The following is an 18,931-nucleotide window of genomic DNA, read 5'->3' as shown; positions in this document are numbered from 1 at the left end:
TTATTATTGGGTGATAACATGAAGACATACCTATTGATATGGTTCAGCAGTAATGGTGCCAGTCCTTCAGATGTCAATAGAAGATTGATGTCAATGGGTTTTAAACCAATTCAGGGGGCATATGATTATGTTTATGAGTGGGGCAACAACGTCGATCTTGATGAGATATTGAGTTTTGGTGACAAGGTCCACTTAAGTCTTCATGATACTGGTACAATGTTCAAGATCGAAACTATTAACGGAGCGGATGAATAAAAAGAAATTCTGGTATCTTTTTACTTCATGGTTTCAAGCTTACGAGAAAAGTCAATAAATCCACATGAATGTCCCTCTATCTCCACTATCTCTGCAGAGACTTTACCATTATCAACATTGATTTCTACGATGGATGGATCAGACATGCGGGGGTTTGTAGGTGATCCCGGGCAGATAAGTATGACATCGCTTGTTTCCACCAGTGGCCTGTGGATATGACCAAATATCAAAACATCCACTTCCATCTCGAGTGCAAGATAGCGTAATGGGGTGGTATCCATAATTGATAGCGCTCCCTCATGTACAAGACCTATTTTGACACCATCGGCATTAAACACTAACTTTTCAGGCAATATTTCTTTTAGTTCGCTATCATCTGAATTTCCATGGACTGCTTTTAGCTTGCCAGTATCGGCAAAAGCCTGGTAACATTCCATTGTTGTAAAATCACCTGCATGAGCTATTATGTCGCAGTCATCAAGAAGGCATTTGAATGTGGGTGGGATCCCCCCTCGTATAAGGTGGGTATCAGAAAGAGCAATTATCTTCATATCGATCCCTTATCTATTCATAACCTGCTGTTGCCAGTTCACGGCAGGGTAAGGTCAACTAATTCGTAATCCAGATTTTCCATTTCCAATCGGCTCATGATCTGGGGCACTTCTTCATCAATAGCAAGCACAAGAGATGATAATCCGTGGAAAGCTGCTTCAACAACGGATTCTTTAGCTCCGTACATGACATCCGGGGTAATATTGATCTTCTTCAATGCAACAAGAGATTCGACGCCGATGACTGCTATGTAGGATTTTGAACTGGCAAGCTTTTGTAGCCTCTCCAGGTCAACATTGCGTGATCCTCCACGTTCACTACGCGGAACCTTGCAGACAGTAATACTGGCATTTTCAAGATCGATCATGCCTAAAAGGTTGGTGACGCCTACATCATCGCCTTTCTCAGCAGCAGATATGGTCATGCCCGTTGCACCGGTTTCAATACTTTTGCTCACATAAAGCAATCCGTTTCTCATCTGAAGATATACATTTTCCCCCTTTTCAATATCTTCATCTGCGATTGCTGTCCATGTAGACACATGGCTGATTATATCGCTCATGACAAAATTAGCATAGCGTTTCATATCAGCGGCATTTTCCAGTACCCATTCCACGCCCTTTTTCGTGATCCGATACCTTACTCTTCCATCTGAATAGATGAAACCTTCAGCTGTGAGTTCCTTGATATATTCAGATACTGCTTGTGGTGTTACACCGATCTTTTCAGCAATTTCTTTTTGACGAACGTTAGGCTGATGAGCAGCAACTTCTGTCAGGATCTGAAATTTAGTGATGCCGCTTTTGCTTTGGAGAATATCTATCATTCAGTTTCCTCATTGATCTTGAGTCTTTGTCCCATAACAGTGAGTTTAGGTGACCTTCTTGCCAGAGAACGAACATAAATTGGACTCTTGTTCATTGCACGTGTCAAGCTGCTCATTGAGTGATTGCCTTTTTCCACAAGTTCTTCCAGTTCCTCTATTACATCTTTTATTTCTTCATAAGGGTGGAATGTGAGCATTATAATTTCACTTAGGTCTTCAAAAGAACACTGGAAATTTGTCTGCACTTTGGAATAAGATGAATGGTACTCTTTTTCAGGTTTTTTACCTGGTTCTGGCATATGCCACTGGCTTTCGAGCAAGCCACATTCTTTCAATATTGTGATACTTTCAGAAACATCACAACCCATTTTGTCTTCCAGGTCTCCTTTTGTCATCCATTCAACCAAAAGAAGATTGAAGACCTGTTTATGTTGTCCTGACTGAAAGGTTTGGAGAAGGGGAACTAGTTCTGAGGGATCATTTATAATTCGAGTCCTTTTGGGCATCATTAATACCTCTTATTAGGTACGTAGGGGGGATAATACAATATGATAGATAATAAATCCAGTTCGATTGTTAACTTAGCTTTGGTACATATGCAACTCTAACTAAATAAATGTGTTGTGGCAAGGTTGTTTACAAGCCGGATCTTTTGTTGTTATAGAATGCTTTTGTTGGAAATTCCACATCATTTTAATTGACCGATACATTTATCCAACTTTGTTATCAATATTGATTAGATATTATGTCTGAAGACCTTTACGCGAAGATATGCAGAATACTTCAAAAGAAGCAATTGTCCATCAGTGGGATCAGCAGGGAGCTGAAAGCAGAGGGTTTTGATGAGCATCGTCTTATTCTGACAGGTTATCTTCGTGCACTGAGGGACATGCACAAGCTCAATGAGGTGGAAATACCTCCATCAAAGATATATGTGTGTGTAGAAGGTTCTGAAACATTTGAAAATGATATTTATTCCCTGCTAGCCAAACATCTTCATTCACTTGATCCGGACGCTCGTTTTCCGGCAGCAGTTTGCATCTTATCCTCCATCTTTGAGAGGCCTGTCTTTAAGGAAGAGCTAAAGATGGTGGGGATCAATGATTCTCACATAAGGAATTATCGTCGTTCTCTTTTAATTGTCAAAGAGACAAACGGAAAGGACATTCGCGATCTTCGAAGGTCTATTACAAGGATACGGGTCCCTGATACGGATCCTGCATATGAGGCGGACAAAGCTTCATCCACAGACGAGTTCATTGCACTGAAAGGTTCTGTTCTCATTGCACTAACAAAGGATATGTCTGATCTGAGCGGCCTTATACCCAAGACCAAACAGATAACTCTTATCTAAGTGAATCTTTTCTGAAAGTCGTTCTTTAAAAATTAATAGTGGTGAAGGGATGCCCCTTTCACCTTATTCCAGATAGATCGCCGGCCTTAATGGGAAAGCAAACCTCGCTTTGTTCTCGGGATCATATTCTACATTGTCAGCTGAATATACTTCTACCGGGCACCCAATTTCCTTTTCAAAGAAATCGATGTTCTCTTCAAGGGCGATCTTCTCATCAAGATCGAAGTTTACCAGTGTGTTGAACGTATCCTCGCTCATGGATGTTATGTCTGCAACAAGTTTCTGTGCAAATTTAGATACTTCTTTTCCATAACGTCTCATTTCCGGGTCGCTCATTAATCCCTTTATCAGTACACCGGGGTTAAGAGAGCCTTCCTTCTGCATTGAGAGTGCTATCTTGAAGGCTTTTGTTTTCCATTCCGGTGCTGTGTAAAGGATCGCTTTCTGCGGTGTGAGCTTTGTAACCCTTATGATCTCATCAACATCTGATAGTGTGCTGCTGATCAGCTCTTCTGCAAACTCAGCACGGTTGTCGACAAGTGTTTCATCATACACCGGATATGCTTCAAGAGAAACCATGCTGTTCTTGCCCATTGCTTCCCATATTTCTTCACAGACGTGAGGTGTGAACGGTGCCATAAGGCGTACCCATGTTTCAAGAATATCGTAGAGAAGTATGCTTCCACCACGCTTCTGATACCACTTCAGGTCATTGAGCAGCAGGAAGAAAGAGTTCTGCAACGCATTTCTTGTCTTTATGGTATCCAGGGCTTCATTTGTTTCATGGATGCGTTGTTGCAGTCTGCTCAGCATCCACCGGTCGATACCTTTCATATCACTGCCAATGCCCGATGATGCACCGGATTCGATGATGTCCTTTGCAAGCTTGTAATACCTGTCGATCTGCTTTCTTGCAGATTCTATGCCGCTGTTCTTCCAGTCAGCATCCTGCATCTGTTCAGCACTTGAAAGTATGTACATCCTGGATATGTCTGCACCATAATTGGTTATTGCATCATTGAGGGTAAGCAAAGGCCCCTTGGACTTGCTCATCTTCTTTCCTTCTAGTGACACAAAGCCGTTGATAGCGATTGCACGAGGCCATTTATCCTCCTCGAAGAGTGCAACATGGTGGAACAGGAAGAATAGCAGGTGGTTTGGTATCAGATCTTTACCTGATGATCTCAGGTCAACAGGATACCAGTATTCGAAATCACTTCGGATCTGTTCAAGGATATCTGAACTGACACCACTCTGTGCCTCAGCATCTTCAACAGTTCCTTTTCCAAGAAGGACATAGTCGAACAGTGCAGGAACTAACTGCTGCGTTTCAATGCCTTGTGCTATGAACTTGGCAATGATATAGTAGGACATGTAGATGGTGGAATCTCCCAGGGATTCGATAAGCCAGTCCTTGTCAAATGGCAAAAGTGTACCAAGGCCTTTCTTCCTGGCGCATGCTTTGTCCTTGAGCCAGTCTACCTTATTATTGAACTCGACCCTTAGTTCCTCAGGGATGATGTCCATATTCTCGATGCAACGGTAGACCTTATCCTTCCACTCCGGGCTAGAATAGTTCAGGAACCACTGTCCCTTGACCATATTGACAACACAGGGAGTTCCACAGCGACATACAACAGGCTCGCTGAACTCATAGAAGACTTCTCCAAGTCCCTGTTCGATAAGATCTCTTGTAAGTACATCCTTGATCTTGGAGACTGCCATTCCCGCATACTTTCCGGTGTTCTCTTTAAGCACACCACCATGGAACTCACGGCGATAGACTATCTTTGTTGCTTCCTCTGCTTTAGGGTCTTTCTGGTCCTTAACGTTGAACTGTTCCACAGCTTCTATGGCTGGAAGTTCCCCGAACTCCGGGACCTTGATAAGTGAAATGAACTTAATGTCTCGAAGGTCTTCTGTAATACCATATTCGCTGAGGTCCTTGTCGTAAAGGTCACGTACAGCGAGATAATCATAAGGTGCATGTGATGGCACACTCATTACAATACCGCTTCCGTTCTCACCTTTTACAAAAGATGCTGGAAGAGTGATAACCTCTGCTCCTGTAAGCGGGTTCTTTACTTTGATGCCGATAAGTGACTTTGCATCCACATCTTCGATGAACTCGATCTCCCTGTCAGTAAAAGTGAGCTTGTGGTATGCTTCCTTGCTGACGACCCAGAACTCTTCCATGCCTTCGAATGTTACCTTGATCTTGACATGTTCAAGGTCAGGATTGATCCAGAGATTCGTTACACCGAAGGTTGTTTCAGGCCTGAGGGTGGCACAGGGTAATACGATATCATCGTACTTGAATTTGATAAGGGTATAATCAATAATTGTTGCCTCTTCACCGTGGAGAATATCGTGATCTTCCACAGGGTTGTTGTCATTAGGACACCATTTTACAGGGTGGGAACCCTTTACGATCAGGTCCTTTTCGTATAATAGGTTGAATTGCCATTCAATGAACTTCTTGTAAGTTGGATCGGTGGTGGTGAACTTGCGTCTCCAGTCAACGGAATAACCTATTGATCGCATGGATTTCTCAGCTTCCACACTGAAGTATTCCACGATCTTTTCAGGGGTATCAAGTCCCGTTAATGTTTCCATTGGTATGCCGTGGAACTGGGAATATACCTTCATGGTCTGAGGGTCCTGGTTCTGGATAAGTTCGGCAAGTCCGACTATAGGTGTTCCTGTTACGTGGAATCCCATTGGATACAGGACGTTATACCCGTGCATCCTCTTGTGCCTTGCAACAACATCTCCGATGGTGAATGTTCTTGTGTGTCCGGCATGCAGGTTCCCGTTCAGGTAAGGGTATGGAATGGTTATGAAGAACTTTTCGCGTTCATCAGGTTCAGCTTCAAAGACGCCGCTCTCATTCCATTTTTTCTGCCATTTCTGTTCGATATCACGTGAAATATAATCTTGTTGCATGAATAACACCGTTCCAACAATTTTTGTAATCCGGAGATTTTGTTATTTGGAGAAAACCGCCTTGCGGACAGCTTCAATATTAGCATCCACTTTAATTGGTTCTGTAGATATATTAATAACTTCTTCAGGGTCCTTTAGCAGATGACCTGTTGTGACACAAACGACCGTTTCATCACGACCAATAATGCCTGTATCTACAAGTTTTTTAAGTCCTGCCACAGAAGTTGCACTCGCAGGTTCGACACCTATCCCTTCAAGCTGTGCAAGATCCTTTTGTGCCTGTACAAGCTCTTCGTCTGACACTGCTTCTGAATTACCACCTGACTCATAGATCGCCCTCAGAGCTTTCTTTGCATTGACCGGGTTACCTATGCGTATTGCCGTTGCAATGGTCTCCGGGTTCTTTTCAGGAACAATTTCTTCCGCACCTATTTTGAATGCTTTTGTGACCGGGCAGGCTCCTTCGGTCTGGATACCTGTCATTTTCGGGACACGGTCTGTGATCCCAAGTTCCATGAACTCCTTGAATCCTTTGTAGATTGCAGCGACATTTCCTGCATTACCTACCGGAACAACGACCCTGTCAGGAACATTGAGACCAAGCTGGTCAATGATCTCATGACCAATTGTCTTCTGGCCTTCAAGCCTGTACGGATTAATAGAATTGAGCAGGTAGATCTTCTCTTCATCACAAAGCTGACGTACAAGGACCACCGCCTCGTCAAAATTTCCCCTGATGCTTAAGACCTTTGCACCATGTATCAATGCCTGTGCGACCTTTCCAAGAGCTACCTTACCTTCCGGAAGCAATACAATAACAGGCAGACCGGCCTTAGCACCGTAGGTGGAAAGGGATGCAGATGTGTTTCCTGTGGATGCACATGCAAGTGTCTTCATCCCAAGTTCGATCGCCTTTGAAACTCCGACCGTCATCCCACGGTCTTTGAAAGAACCGCTTGGATTCAGACCTTCATGTTTGACGTACAGTTCTTTGATCCCGATCTTCCTGGCAAGGCGATCGCAACGGTAAAGTGGTGTGCCACCTTCCTGGATGCTGACAGGATTTGCCTCGATCGGCAACAATACCCTGTATTTCCATACAGATGGTGTTTCATCCCGGAGCTTTTGCATATCGATCTCAATAGCAGAATAGTCATAGATAACATCGAGCAACCCGCCACATTTGCAGGTATAGATGACTTCTGACTTTGTATACTTTTGACCGCATTCTATGCATTCCAGATGGTACATCAAAGGTCTCCTCAAAATAAGAGCATCAATGGTCTCATTATAGTGTCTGATTATAATGTGTTTAATAAATGACAACCTAAATAAAAGAAGCGGAATAATCGTTTAGCTTTGGGATCTGGTCTTTTCATTTCGTGGTCCCGACCGTCATACTTATTGAATGAAAATATCATCCCTTACACCTATGAATATCCGGCTTGTAGAAGGTTCACTTTTCATTGATGATCTGCGCTCATATCTGGGGAGACTCTCCACAATGGCATCAGAACATGATGTCATCATACAGGGGATCAATGCAGACAAGGTCGCAGGTAAGGGCCATGTGGACAGTGCCATCAAAAAAGCCATGCGTTCTATGGACAACGGTACAAATGTGGCCAAGGATATTGGCGTTGAGATTATGCGCTACGCTTCCGGGAAGAGGCAGATCGGGGAAGCTTTTTCAATTGGTCTTACGGAAGGGCAGATGAATGTGTTATTCATTGTCATCGGGGAAACTGCTTCAGTAGAAAGCGCTGTGGAAAGTCTTTCCGGGTCACTGGGACCTTCATCGGTACTGGATTATTCCGATTCCAAAAAGGATGCTATCGTTTCACAGTTCTGCATCACCGGGGATGAGCTTGCCGCTGTGGGAGATGAAATGATCCCTGAGCTGGTACTGGAACGCGTTGCTCTTGTGGATGTCCTGAAATAAGTGTACTCAGGCAGAAAAGTGAAGCCGGTGGAAAATATTAATAACTTTGGAACATTAGTCAGCTACATACATTTATTGGAGATGATATTTTGCCTCACCCAAAGACAGCAGAAAACATGATGAAAAGTGCAGGCCCTATTGAGACTGCCTTGTTACCCAGCCTCGTTCACGTTACAGAGGCTGCAGCTATTGCCGCTTCCTATCAAATGGGAAGAGGAAACAAGAACTATGCCGATCACGTTTCTGTGGAAGCCATGCGCAGGATGCTGAACTGTCTTGATTTCAAAGGTGTTATCAAGATCGGTGAGGGAGAACGCGATGAGGCTCCTATGCTGTACATTGGTGAGGAAGTCGGTACCGGTGAAGGTGATATTGCAGTGGATATCGCTGTAGATCCGCTTGAGGGAACGAACCTTACTGCGGATGGGACTCCCGGTTCGATCTCAGTTATGACAATGGCAGAACCCGGTGGATTATTCCACGGTCCGGATGTCTATATGGATAAGATCGTGGTGGGTTCCCAGGTCGTAAAATATGAGAAGGAACACCCCGATGAGAAGATCGACCTTGATGCTCCTGTTGCGAAGAACCTTGAGATCGTTGCAAAGGCACTTAACAGGGACATCGAGGAACTGGTCGTAGTCATCCTTGACAGGGAACGCCACGAGAGCAAGATCAAGGAGATCCGTGCAACCGGTGCACGTGTGAGCCTTGTTACTGACGGTGACCTGATGCCAGGTGTTTCAACGGCTATCAGAGGTTCAGGTGTGCATGTTGTCATGGGTTCAGGCGGTTCAGGTGAGGCAGTCCTTACGGCCTCTGCCATAAAGATACTCGGCGGCAAGGTCCTTGCAAGGCTTGTCCTCCCATCGGTTGCTAACGGAATGTCTGATGAAGAGATCGAAAAGGAAAAGGCAGAGAAAATGCCAAGGCTCAGGACCATGGGTATCACCGAAGAGAACATAAATGATATACTTGACACGGATAAACTTGTGCCCGGCAAGGATGTTATCTTTGCAGCATCAGGTATCACACCGGGTCAGTTCCTGCATCAGGTTAACCTCTTTGGTGGCGGCGATGCAAGGGTGAACAGCATATCTATGGGAAGTTCCGGCGTTGTGAAGTTCACCGATTCCATCTACATCGGGGACAAAGAGGACACTCCGCTTCGTATGTAATTTTTTAAAAAATGAAAGTACATGTCCTGACATATGGATGTTCGGCAAATCAGGCATCATCCGAGATCATGATCGCTTCGGTCAGGGATCTTGGGCATGAGCTTGTTGATGAAAAGGATGCCGATGTTGTCGTTATCAACACATGTACTGTGAAGTATGCAACTGAGCAGAAGATCCTCTTCAGGATAGAGGATCTCGGGCATAAGGGCATAGATGTGGTCGTTACCGGTTGCATGCCACAGGTTCAACTGGAAGCTATACTTGAGAAGAACCCTGATGCACATATCCTTGGCGTTAATTCCATTGCAAAGATCGGCAAGGTCCTGAATGTCATCGAAGATTCCCGCAGTGGCGGCTCACATGAAAGGGTACAACTGCTAAGTACCGAACCGGAAGGTTTCCTTAAGACCGCTCATTCAAGGTTCAATCCTAATATTCACATCTGCCAGATATCACAGGGTTGCAATTACAGCTGTGCTTATTGCATCGTAACAATTGCAAGAGGCAGCTTAAGGTCCTTTGATGCGGATTCAATAGTTGAGGATGTTCGCATGGCAGTTTCTGAAGGATGCCGTGAGATCTGGCTGACCTCGCAGGACAACGGCCAGTATGGTACTGACAGGGATGTACTGCTGCCGGAACTTCTGGGACGTATCGTGGGGATCCCCGGTGATTTCAAGGTCCGTGTAGGCATGATGAATCCTTTTTCAGTGACACCTATAATCGATGATCTTATCGAGGCTTTCAGGTCGGACAAAATATACAAGATACTTCACCTGCCGATACAGTCTGCATCGAATGCTGTCCTGAAAAAAATGAATCGTTTCCACACCATAGAAGAAACCAACGACATCATCTCACGCTTTAAGGAAGTCTTCCCGGAACTTACAATATTTACTGATATAATTGTCGGTTATCCCGGGGAGTCCGATGATGATTTCGACAGGACACTTGAATGGGTAAAGGACATCAGGCCGGATAAGGTGAACATATCCCGCTATACCCCACGTCCTCTGACAAAGGCACTTGAATATCGTAATATCGACAGCCGGATCGTTGTGAATAGGTCCAATAGACTTCACCGTCTATGCGATGAGATCAAGTTAGGATCAAAGAAAAAAATGGTCGGCTGGAAAGGTGAGGTTTTCGTATCTATGGATGCAAAGGTAAAAGGAGTGATGGCACGGACAGCTTCCTATAAGCCTGTCGTAATTCCGGAAGGTTCCGTTCAGCCTGGAAGTTCATGCAATGTTGAGATCTACGATACAACATCAGGATATTTCCTTGCAAGGTTAGTAGATTAATTTGATCACTGATTGATTGATTGATTGATTGATTGATTGATTGATTGATCGATCTATTTATCGACTGGCTGACCGTACTTTTTTCATTTTTGAACATCCTTCTCGTGAACGCTTTTGACTATTTCTTTGTTATAGGATTTGACAACATCACTTCTTGTGATTATTCCCAGCAGTTCGGTTTCATCAGTTCTGGACACCACAGGCAACCTTCCGATATCCTTCATTGCAAGTCTTTTAAGGACAACGTCCAGTGATTCATCGGGATATGCCACTACAGGATCAAGGGTTGCAATGTCACTGATCTTTGTGGTAAGTTCTCCATAATTCACTTTTTCCCGCATATCTTCCAGGGTGACAATGCCTCGTAGTTTTTTATTTTCGTCAAGGACAGGGAATCCTGCATGACGGCTTGATTGCATGAGGTTAAGAAGGTCCTTTGCAGTGTCGTTCATTGAGATCGTATGGACATCGGATCTCATATTGCCTCTTACAAGCATGGATTCCATTACGTTGATCTCTTTTCCCCGGCGAATTGTGAATCCACGTCTTTTGAGAACTTCTGTGAATATGGATTCCTCGTGAAGACCATTTGATATTGAGTTACTTACAACGCAGGCGAACATCAGTGGGAGGATCAGATTATAGTCCTTTGTGAGCTCAAAGAGGATCAGCATGGATGTTAGAGGTGCCCTCGCAGTTCCAGCAAGGGTTGCTGCCATTCCTACAAGTGCATAAGCTCCGGAAACGGCGGTAGTTGCGGGAAAAAGCTGATGCACGATAGTTCCGTATGCACCACCCAGCATAGCGCCTACGAACATAGAAGGAACGATGGAACCACCTGCATTTCCTGATCCAATGGTGAATGAAAAGGCCAGGATCTTAAGGACAAGAAGTATCAGCAGCAACTGAAGTGTGAAATTATTAGCCAGAACTTCTGTGATCACATCATATCCTATGCCTCTGACCTGTGGGTAAAAGTATCCGATGATACCTACAAAAAGTCCGCCAATGGCTGGTTTAAATGCCGGGTGTACCGGGATCTTCCGGAAGGTATCATGGGTGATGTAAAGGGTTCGTATCAGTATAACAGAAGCAATACCACAAAGGATGCCCAGAACAAGATAAAGACCGGATTCCCTGATGGGGTCTACAAGCCCGTAATAGGAAACTTCTATTGGATGTACTTCGAAAATGAGGTTTGCAACTAGTGTTGCAAAGACCGAGGACAGTACAATGGGTATGAAAGTCTTTGTTTCAAGTTCTCCAAATATCACTTCTACGACAAAGACAACTCCTGCAAGAGGAGCGTTGAATGCAGCAGCTATGCCTCCGGAAGCACCACAGCCAAGAAATATCTTGTAACGGTTGTCGGGCGCATTGATAGCTTTTGCAAAAATGGTTCCGATACCTGCTCCGGCAAGTATTCCGGGTGCTTCCTTTCCTACGGAACCTCCGGTTGCTATGGATACTATGGACAGAAGGACTTCCCGGAAAGCTTCACGTATCCGAATTCTTCCTCCGTGTAATGCAGTGCCTTCGATAACTTCAGCTACATTGCATCGTTTCAGGTCCTTGTAGAGGTGGGTCACGAGCCCGACGAACAACCCCCCAATTGCAGGGATAAATATCACATAATATTGACCTGAAATTTCTCCATTCCAGAACAGACCTTCCACATATTTCAGGCAAAGGTCATATGCAACGATAGTAAGGCCTGTGAAGATACCTATCAGTACTGCCAGATTATTTGAGATTCCTGGTTCTGAATGCAGTCTTCTGAATATTGCATCCTTTATGTTCAATTTTGAGAACCTGTTGTTCAAGAAGCGCCTCTTAAAAACACTAAATGGTTCTTTGGAAGAGCCATTAAGAATAGATCAAAAAGAACAGGACTTACCTGTTCTTTTGTACGATTGTTGAATAGTTAACGCTTGTTCAGGCTTCCAGTCTTTCCAGCGTCTCACAAAGGTTCTCGATGGTGTCAATGATCGTCTTCATTCCGATCTCATCATCGTCCACCGGTTTTTGTGCAATGCCTCCAAAGTGGGCACCGTCTCCAACAGGCATCATGCCGTGGACGAGCATGCTGTCATGGATGCTCTGGATTGTCTTTTCCTGTCCGCCGTTACGTGATCCACCAACGGCCATAGCTGCACCGAACTTGCCTTTGAGCTGGAATCCCTGCCTTCTGAGAAGGACGCTCCTGTCGAACAGTGCTTTGAGCTGTGCTGTCATTCCGCCGAAGTAGACCGGTGATGAGAACACGATAGCATCTGCTTCTGCAAGCTTGGTGTATATGTCCTGCATGTCATCATTGATAGGACATTTCTCTCCGCGTGAACAGGTTCCGCATGCGATGCATGGGCTGACCTTATTTTCGGAGAGCAGTATGCTTTCTGTTTCAAAACCTTTTGTTCCTGCTATCTCAAGAACTACGCTTATGATCTTCTCATTGTTGCCTTCTTTTGTAGGGCTTCCGGATATTCCAAGTATCTTCATATGATCACCGATACGCATAGTTAGTGCGGTATTATTAGTATTTGGGTACCGTTTCCGGGCTGTAACTTCTTAAACCTGTTGATTAATAGTTTTTATAGAAGTCAATCTGGTGAATTAGTCCATTACTTAAGCTTAGAGAGCGTGATGTACTATAGTTATTGTATTGATGTTGTATTGCAATTGTGCTTTGTTATATCATAAGATTTTAGTGAACAGCATTAACGGAGATAACTCTATTATGGGTGAAAAGACGGAACCTAAAAAGATCCTGTACATTGCCATGAGCCTGGATGGGTATATTGCCACCAAGTCCGGGGATATTGGTTGGCTTGTAGAATATCCCGATTATGTTTTTTATGAAAGTTTCCTTGAGGGCATCGGGTCTATTATCATGGGTAGGAAAACATATGAAATGATAATGTCCTTTGATATCGACTGGCCGTATGGATCAATTCCCAGTTTCGTTCTGACCAGCAGTGATGAATTTAATGATACTGATACTGTAAGCTTTACTAAATCTCCGATCGATGAGCTCGTTGATGAGATTGGTTCCAGTACGGAAAAGGATATCTGGATATTGGGCGGAGGGGCAGTGGTCAGTGAATTTTTAAGTTCCGGTTTGATCGATGAGATCATTATTGGAATTATGCCTGTCCTGTTGGGCGATGGTCTTCCTCTGTTCCATGAGGGTTCAGGTGAAACAAAACTGGAACTTCTGAATGTAAGTAGCTATCAAAAGGGAATGGTGCAATTGCATTACACAGTAGTTGATGGTTCCTGAACCGATAAGCCATCTTCATTGAATATTTTAAGCAATATCTAATAAAAACCATTATCTACCTTTATCTTCAATATTAGGTAGAAAATTACAGGTATAACAATGCTTGAAAAATTATTTGAACCAACATCTGTGGCGGTAATTGGTGCCTCCCGTACTAAGGGCAAAGTGGGGCGGGCGGTACTTGATAATCTGATCGAGAGCTACAGGGGGGAGATCATTCCTATAAATCCGAAGGCGGATGAGATCCTTGGCCTGCGCTGTTATCCGAACATTCTGGATGCTCCAAATGCAGCAGAGCTTGCAGTCGTTGTCCTGCCTGCAGCAATGGTTCCCGATGCACTGGAAAAATGTGGTCTTGCAGGTGTAAGTAATGTTGTCGTGATCTCCGCAGGCTTCAAGGAGTCGGGTATCGAAGGAGCAAAACTGGAACGAAGATGTGCTGATATCGTCAGCAAGTACGGGATGCGAATGGTCGGCCCCAACTGTCTTGGTATCATTGACACCGGTTCCGGTCTGAATGCTTCCTTTGCTGCATCCATGGCAAAGAAAGGTAATATTGCAATGATGTCACAGTCCGGTGCGATATGCACTTCTACGCTTGACTGGGCAGATTCCAGAGGGGTCGGATTTTCAAAATTCATCAGTCTTGGGAACAAGGCAGACCTTTCAGAGAACGATTTCCTGCTGGAGATGGCTGACGATGATAGAACTTCGGTAATAGCAGCTTATCTTGAAGGTGTGAAGGACGGGCCAAAGTTTATGGAGATCGCCCGCGAGGTATCGCACGAGAAGCCTATCGTTGTGGTAAAATCCGGTAGGACTGCAGTAGGTTCAAGAGCAGTGTCTTCTCACACCGGTACGCTGGCGGGTTCAGATGAGGCCTACAATGCAGCATTTGCGCAGAGCGGTGTGATGCGGGCTGATTCCGTTGAGCAGATGCTCGACTACATACGTGCTTTTTCCAGCCAGCCAGTGCCGGATGGAAAGAACATTGCAATAGTTACCAATGCTGGTGGACTAGGCATACTGACAGCCGATGCCTGCCATTATGCAGGTCTTTCACTGTCATCTTTTGATGAATCTACGATAGATCGCCTTCGTGAGAAGTTATCTCCTGCAGCGAATTTCTACAATCCGGTGGATGTACTTGGTGACGCACATCCGGATATCTACGGGTATGCACTTGAAACGATCCTTGATGACCCAAATGTTGATGGCATAATCGTACTGACATCGCCACAGGCAATGACGGACGTTAAGAATATCGCTGAAGTAGTTGCAGAGAAGGCCGTTTCCTCAAGAAAACCTATCCTGTGCAGTTTTGTCGGTGGCACCAGGATCGAGGAAGGCGAGGACATACTTGATCAGAATCATATACCGAACTTTGCTTTTCCGGAAAGGGCAGTTTCAAGCATGGCAGCGCTGTGCAACTATGGTGTGATAAAAAAACGCGTTTACCTTGAACCCGAGAAAATCGATGCAGATAAGGATGTAGTATCTTCGATATTGAAGAAAGCACTTTCTGAGGGCAGGCATACTCTTGGACTGGAATCCTTTGATATACTGAAGGCATATGGTATTCCCATTGTGGGAACTTCCAACGTGAAGACCTTGCAGGAAGCGATCGATGCCTGTGCGGAGATAGGCTATCCTGTTGTAATGAAAGTACTTTCCGCTGATATTTCCCACAAGACCGATGTCGGTGGTGTTCGCATTGGCCTGGAGAACCGGGATGATGTTGAACGGGCCTATCACACCATGATGTCGGATGTAAGGCGATACATGCCAAATGCTGTTATATCCGGTGTGCAGATACAGAAAATGATCACAGGTGGGAAAGAAGTGATCATTGGCATGAACAGGGATGTACAGTTTGGTCCTCTGCTAATGTTCGGCCTCGGGGGGACCTATGTGGAAGTAATTAAGGACGTATCTTTTAGTGTTGCTCCGATTGGGAAGGATATCTCCCGAAAGATGCTCTCTTCGATCAAGACCTATCCAATACTTGCAGGTGTGCGTGGTGAGAGCCCTTCTGATCTTAATTCAATAGTTGATACCCTTTGCAGGGTTTCACAACTCGTTATAGATTTTCCTGAGATCCTTGAATTTGAGATCAACCCTCTGATGGTGCTGCCTGAAGGGCAGGGTTGTGTTGCAATGGACATCAGGCTGACCCTCGGGAGTGAATGAACATGCTAACATTGACATTTGAGATAATTGAAAGACAAAGGTGGTAATTGTGGCATCTATATTGATAAGTTCCTCTGAAAAATACTCGGGTAAAAGCTCTCTTTGTACGGGAATTGGTATCATCCTCCAGAACAAGGGTTATTCTGTCGGTTATATGAAACCGATAGGTAACATGCTGGTGGATGTTAACGGTGTCCTCTCCGATGAGGATGCGGAACAGATGCGCAGGGTCTTCGACCTGAAAGATGATATAAATCATATCACTCCTATATTGCTGACCGACAACCTCGCGGAAGATGCTCTTGCAGGCGTTGAGAAGCACTTCGATAGAACTCTTACCAATGCATTCTCTGAAGTTTCAAAAGGCAAGGATGTCGTTCTCATTGAAGGTACAGGTGGCATTGGGGGAGGCGCGATGTATGGTCTTTCTGATCCTCAGGTAAGTTCTATACTTGGAACAAAGATGCTTCTGGTGACGCGCTATGATTCTGTCTATGCTGTGGACCGAATCCTCTGTGATATTAAGTTGATAAATGATCCTGATATGCTTGCAGGCGTTATACTCAACGAGGTCGATGAGGGGCAGATGACGTATGTTTGCGAACTGGTTGTTCCTTTCCTGGAGGATAAGGGCATCAAGGTCGTTGGTGTTTTACCAAAAGACTCAACACTTCGTTCAGTTCCTCTCTCCGAGATAGTTGAAGATCTGCATGCAGAGGTCCTTGCTGGTTCAGAGCACCTTGAAGAGCTTGTGGAACACTATCTTGTAGGTGCAATGGAGGTTAACTCGGCTATCAAGTATTTCCGACGCAATCCTGGTTCAGTTGTCATTACCGGTGGTGACAGGGCAGATATTCAGATGGCTGCCATTGAAGCACGTGTGAAATGTCTTGTGCTTACCGGCAATCTCCAGCCGAGCGGCGCGGTGCTGGGAAGTGCGGACGAAGCAGGAATTCCTGTAATACTTGTTCGAGGTGATACCATGTCTACCATAGGTAGGATGGAAAGCCTGATCGGGCATGCAAGATTCAGGAAAGAGCATAAACTCGGTCGCATGGTTGAGCTTATCGAGAATAATGTGGACGTTAATAGCTTGTTATCAATTATAGGTCTATGAGATCTGGAATATTTCAGATGGATATAGATAAATATAAAATTGGTATATAATGTCGTGCATTGCATTCGTTTCGATTTAAAACAAAATTATCTTACTAATCCAAATATTGATACTGGTGATGAATACCTTGACTGCTAAAGATTTTCTCACGATCGACGATTTTGACATTGAGGATAGAACAATTCTTGTGAGGGTTGACCTGAATTCTCCAATGGATCCGGAGGGTGGCATTCTTGATGACATGAGGATCAATAGCCACATTCCTACTCTGAGGGCCCTTGAGAACGCAAAGGTAGTACTTCTTGCCCACCAGAGCCGGCCCGGGAAGAACGATTTTTCTACCATGGAGGCACATGCGCGGATAATGTCCGTGCACCTTGGTCGCAAGGTGACCTATATTGATGATATCTTTGGCACGTATGCAAGGTCAAGGATATCGGCAATGGAAAATGGTGATGTTCTACTTCTTGAGAATGTGCGTTTCTATTCGGAAGAGTCCCTGAAAAGGCCTGTAAGCGAGCAGCAGGGTACTCACATGGTACGACAACTGGCTCCACTATTTGATATTTTCCTTAATGACGCTTTTGCAGTATCCCATAGGTCACAACTCTCCATCGTTGGTTTTACCGGGCTGCTTCCAAGTGGTGCTGGACGTTTGATGGAGCAAGAGATCACAGCTCTTGATAAGAGTTTGAAAGGGAATGAATGTCCATGTATATTCGTACTTGGGGGTGCAAAAGTGGATGATTCCATCAAAGTTGCAGAGAACGTTCTCTCCAGTGGCGGTGCTGACAGGGTGCTGGTCACAGGTGTTGTGGCAAACGTCATGCTTGCTGCATCAGGTGTTGATATTGGTGAACCCAATATGAAATTCATCGAATCCCAGGGTTATCTGGACCAGATCGATAAAGCAAAACAGGTCCTTGATCATTTTGATGGAAAGATCGGCCTGCCTCGCGATGCTGCACTGAACGATAAGGGTAACCGGGTCAATGTTAGCATTGAAGAAGTTGGTTCAAGGAACCTTCCGATAAATGACATTGGCCTTGAGACCATTGTTGCATATTCCAGTGAGATCGAGAATGCAAAGACAGTTGTCCTGAACGGTCCTGCAGGCGTTTCGGAGATCGATGGATTTGAGATCGGCACATTTGAGATCATAAAAGCTGCAGCGAATGCCGAATACTCGATTGCTGGCGGCGGTCATATCACTGCTGAGGTGCGCAATATGGGTTATCAGGACAAGTTCTCACATATCAGTACCGGCGGTGGTGCATGTATCGATTTCCTTGCCGGGGATGCACTACCCGGTATAGAAGCCTTGAAAGTGGCTGCAAGGAAATATCTTGACATTGAATGAATGTGATATGGGGGGGTTGAATATGCTCAGTGATTCCGAAGGTAAGAAGGCTGTAGGTCTCGCAAGGGATACGATCGAACTGTTCCTTAGGAGCGGCAAGAAAATGCATGTATCCGAACTGCCGAAAGTTTTCGATGAATTACGCGGTGTTTTTGTTACATTGACAATAGAAGGTGAACTAAGGGGTTGTATCGGTCATCCATATCCTGACTCACCTTTGAATGATGCTATCATTGATTCTGCTATTTCGGCAGCAACAAGGGATCCTCGCTTCCCTGCAGTGAATATCTCTGAGATGGATGATATTGTTGTGGAGGTAACTGTACTGACGCAACCTGAACTTATCGACGTGCCTCCGCAAAAGCTTCCTGAGGTTATCGAAATAGGTCGACACGGTCTTATTGCTAAGGACGGTCCATACCAGGGGTTGTTGCTTCCACAGGTGGCACCTGAAAACGATTTTGATGCTATTGATTTTTTGAGCCATACCTGCTTAAAGGCTGGTCTGTCGCACGATGCCTGGCTTACAAGTGCACAAATGTATTGGTTTGAAGGACAGATCTTCAAAGAGATGAGCCCGCGGGGCGACATTGAAGAAGAAAAGTTCAATTCATGTTGTAAGTGAAG

General features: G+C 44.8%; 17 protein-coding genes. 10 read left to right on the top strand and 7 right to left on the bottom strand.

Features of this window, described 5'->3' with window-relative positions:
* Positions 1-18: 18 nt before the first annotated feature.
* Complete coding sequence (locus tag E7X57_RS00760) at positions 19-255, top strand: hypothetical protein (RefSeq protein WP_135609550.1); 237 nt, start codon at positions 19-21, stop codon at positions 253-255.
* Between the two features lie 20 nt (positions 256-275).
* Here the strand turns inward: E7X57_RS00760 and E7X57_RS00755 are convergent, their stop codons facing one another.
* The 3 genes from E7X57_RS00755 to E7X57_RS00745 are packed head-to-tail and all read right to left on the bottom strand — an operon-like array spanning position 276 to position 2,139.
* Positions 276-806: a metallophosphoesterase gene (locus E7X57_RS00755; protein ID WP_135609549.1), complete on the bottom strand. Its 531-nt coding sequence runs from the start codon at positions 804-806 to the stop codon at positions 276-278.
* 38 nt (positions 807-844) lie between these two features.
* Positions 845-1,633, bottom strand: a complete 789-nt coding sequence (locus E7X57_RS00750; protein WP_135609547.1) for a winged helix-turn-helix transcriptional regulator — start codon at positions 1,631-1,633, stop codon at positions 845-847.
* The gene (locus E7X57_RS00745; RefSeq protein WP_135609545.1) at positions 1,630-2,139 is read right to left on the bottom strand and encodes an ArsR family transcriptional regulator; all 510 of its coding nucleotides are present in this window, start codon (positions 2,137-2,139) and stop codon (positions 1,630-1,632) included. Before E7X57_RS00745 ends, E7X57_RS00750 begins: the two co-directional genes overlap by 4 nt.
* 239 nt (positions 2,140-2,378) lie before the next feature.
* Between E7X57_RS00745 and E7X57_RS00740 the strand changes: the two genes are divergently transcribed.
* The gene (locus tag E7X57_RS00740) at positions 2,379-2,987 is read left to right on the top strand and encodes a hypothetical protein (RefSeq protein ID WP_135609543.1); all 609 of its coding nucleotides are present in this window, start codon (positions 2,379-2,381) and stop codon (positions 2,985-2,987) included.
* Between the two features lie 63 nt (positions 2,988-3,050).
* Here E7X57_RS00740 and leuS read toward each other — a convergent pair whose 3' ends face one another.
* A complete protein-coding gene (gene leuS / locus E7X57_RS00735; protein ID WP_135609541.1) occupies positions 3,051-5,933 on the bottom strand; it encodes a leucine--tRNA ligase in 2,883 nt (960 codons plus the stop codon).
* Between the two features lie 42 nt (positions 5,934-5,975).
* Entirely contained in the window at positions 5,976-7,184 is a 1,209-nt protein-coding gene (gene thrC / locus E7X57_RS00730; protein ID WP_135609539.1) for a threonine synthase, read from the bottom strand.
* A gap of 157 nt (positions 7,185-7,341) precedes the next feature.
* Here thrC and cgi121 point away from each other — a divergent pair, with 157 nt between their 5' ends.
* From cgi121 to E7X57_RS00715, 3 genes are all read left to right on the top strand, one after another.
* Positions 7,342-7,875: a KEOPS complex subunit Cgi121 gene (gene cgi121, locus E7X57_RS00725; RefSeq protein ID WP_244603551.1), complete on the top strand. Its 534-nt coding sequence runs from the start codon at positions 7,342-7,344 to the stop codon at positions 7,873-7,875.
* 89 nt (positions 7,876-7,964) lie between these two features.
* Complete coding sequence (gene glpX, locus E7X57_RS00720) at positions 7,965-9,053, top strand: class II fructose-bisphosphatase (protein ID WP_135609537.1); 1,089 nt, start codon at positions 7,965-7,967, stop codon at positions 9,051-9,053.
* An 11-nt stretch (positions 9,054-9,064) separates the two neighbouring features.
* A complete protein-coding gene (locus E7X57_RS00715; protein WP_135609535.1) occupies positions 9,065-10,357 on the top strand; it encodes a tRNA (N(6)-L-threonylcarbamoyladenosine(37)-C(2))-methylthiotransferase in 1,293 nt (430 codons plus the stop codon).
* A gap of 83 nt (positions 10,358-10,440) precedes the next feature.
* Here the strand turns inward: E7X57_RS00715 and E7X57_RS00705 are convergent, their stop codons facing one another.
* Positions 10,441-12,180, bottom strand: coding sequence for a chloride channel protein (locus E7X57_RS00705; protein WP_135609533.1), 1,740 nt, complete (start codon positions 12,178-12,180; stop codon positions 10,441-10,443).
* Between the two features lie 112 nt (positions 12,181-12,292).
* Positions 12,293-12,856, bottom strand: coding sequence for a flavodoxin family protein (locus E7X57_RS00700; protein WP_135609531.1), 564 nt, complete (start codon positions 12,854-12,856; stop codon positions 12,293-12,295).
* A gap of 238 nt (positions 12,857-13,094) precedes the next feature.
* Here E7X57_RS00700 and E7X57_RS00695 point away from each other — a divergent pair, with 238 nt between their 5' ends.
* The 5 genes from E7X57_RS00695 to E7X57_RS00675 all read left to right on the top strand — a co-directional run bounded on the left by E7X57_RS00695 (position 13,095) and on the right by E7X57_RS00675 (position 18,929).
* A complete protein-coding gene (locus E7X57_RS00695; protein ID WP_135609529.1) occupies positions 13,095-13,637 on the top strand; it encodes a dihydrofolate reductase family protein in 543 nt (180 codons plus the stop codon).
* A 99-nt stretch (positions 13,638-13,736) separates the two neighbouring features.
* Positions 13,737-15,827 (top strand): acetate--CoA ligase alpha subunit, encoded by a 2,091-nt coding sequence (gene acs / locus E7X57_RS00690; protein ID WP_135609527.1) that lies wholly within the window; start codon positions 13,737-13,739, stop codon positions 15,825-15,827.
* Positions 15,828-15,876: 49 nt separating this feature from the next.
* Positions 15,877-16,944: a phosphotransacetylase family protein gene (locus E7X57_RS00685; RefSeq protein ID WP_135609525.1), complete on the top strand. Its 1,068-nt coding sequence runs from the start codon at positions 15,877-15,879 to the stop codon at positions 16,942-16,944.
* Positions 16,945-17,059: 115 nt separating this feature from the next.
* Positions 17,060-18,304 carry a phosphoglycerate kinase gene (locus E7X57_RS00680; RefSeq protein WP_135609523.1) on the top strand — a complete coding sequence of 415 codons (1,245 nt, stop codon included), beginning with the start codon at positions 17,060-17,062 and terminating at the stop codon, positions 18,302-18,304.
* Positions 18,305-18,326: 22 nt separating this feature from the next.
* Complete coding sequence (locus E7X57_RS00675) at positions 18,327-18,929, top strand: TIGR00296 family protein (RefSeq protein WP_135609520.1); 603 nt, start codon at positions 18,327-18,329, stop codon at positions 18,927-18,929.
* Positions 18,930-18,931 lie beyond the last annotated feature (2 nt).

This window comes from Methanococcoides sp. AM1, from assembly GCF_900774055.1.
Lineage (GTDB): Archaea > Halobacteriota > Methanosarcinia > Methanosarcinales > Methanosarcinaceae > Methanococcoides.
This window is presented reverse-complemented; position numbering and strand designations above follow the sequence as displayed.

Excerpts from the sequence above, each read along its gene's own strand:
- E7X57_RS00675 (WP_135609520.1), top strand. The coding sequence starts at position 18,327 with ATGCTCAGTGATTCCGAAGGTAAGAAGGCTGTAGGTCTCGCAAGGGAT.
- E7X57_RS00700 (WP_135609531.1), bottom strand. The coding sequence starts at position 12,856 with ATGAAGATACTTGGAATATCCGGAAGCCCTACAAAAGAAGGCAACAAT.
- E7X57_RS00755 (WP_135609549.1), bottom strand. The coding sequence starts at position 806 with ATGAAGATAATTGCTCTTTCTGATACCCACCTTATACGAGGGGGGATC.
- E7X57_RS00760 (WP_135609550.1), top strand. The coding sequence starts at position 19 with ATGAAGACATACCTATTGATATGGTTCAGCAGTAATGGTGCCAGTCCT.
- E7X57_RS00740 (WP_135609543.1), top strand. The coding sequence starts at position 2,379 with ATGTCTGAAGACCTTTACGCGAAGATATGCAGAATACTTCAAAAGAAG.
- E7X57_RS00715 (WP_135609535.1), top strand. The coding sequence starts at position 9,065 with ATGAAAGTACATGTCCTGACATATGGATGTTCGGCAAATCAGGCATCA.
- E7X57_RS00750 (WP_135609547.1), bottom strand. The coding sequence starts at position 1,633 with ATGATAGATATTCTCCAAAGCAAAAGCGGCATCACTAAATTTCAGATC.
- cgi121 (WP_244603551.1), top strand. The coding sequence starts at position 7,342 with ATGAAAATATCATCCCTTACACCTATGAATATCCGGCTTGTAGAAGGT.
- E7X57_RS00695 (WP_135609529.1), top strand. The coding sequence starts at position 13,095 with ATGGGTGAAAAGACGGAACCTAAAAAGATCCTGTACATTGCCATGAGC.
- leuS (WP_135609541.1), bottom strand. The coding sequence starts at position 5,933 with ATGCAACAAGATTATATTTCACGTGATATCGAACAGAAATGGCAGAAA.
- acs (WP_135609527.1), top strand. The coding sequence starts at position 13,737 with ATGCTTGAAAAATTATTTGAACCAACATCTGTGGCGGTAATTGGTGCC.
- E7X57_RS00745 (WP_135609545.1), bottom strand. The coding sequence starts at position 2,139 with ATGCCCAAAAGGACTCGAATTATAAATGATCCCTCAGAACTAGTTCCC.
- thrC (WP_135609539.1), bottom strand. The coding sequence starts at position 7,184 with ATGTACCATCTGGAATGCATAGAATGCGGTCAAAAGTATACAAAGTCA.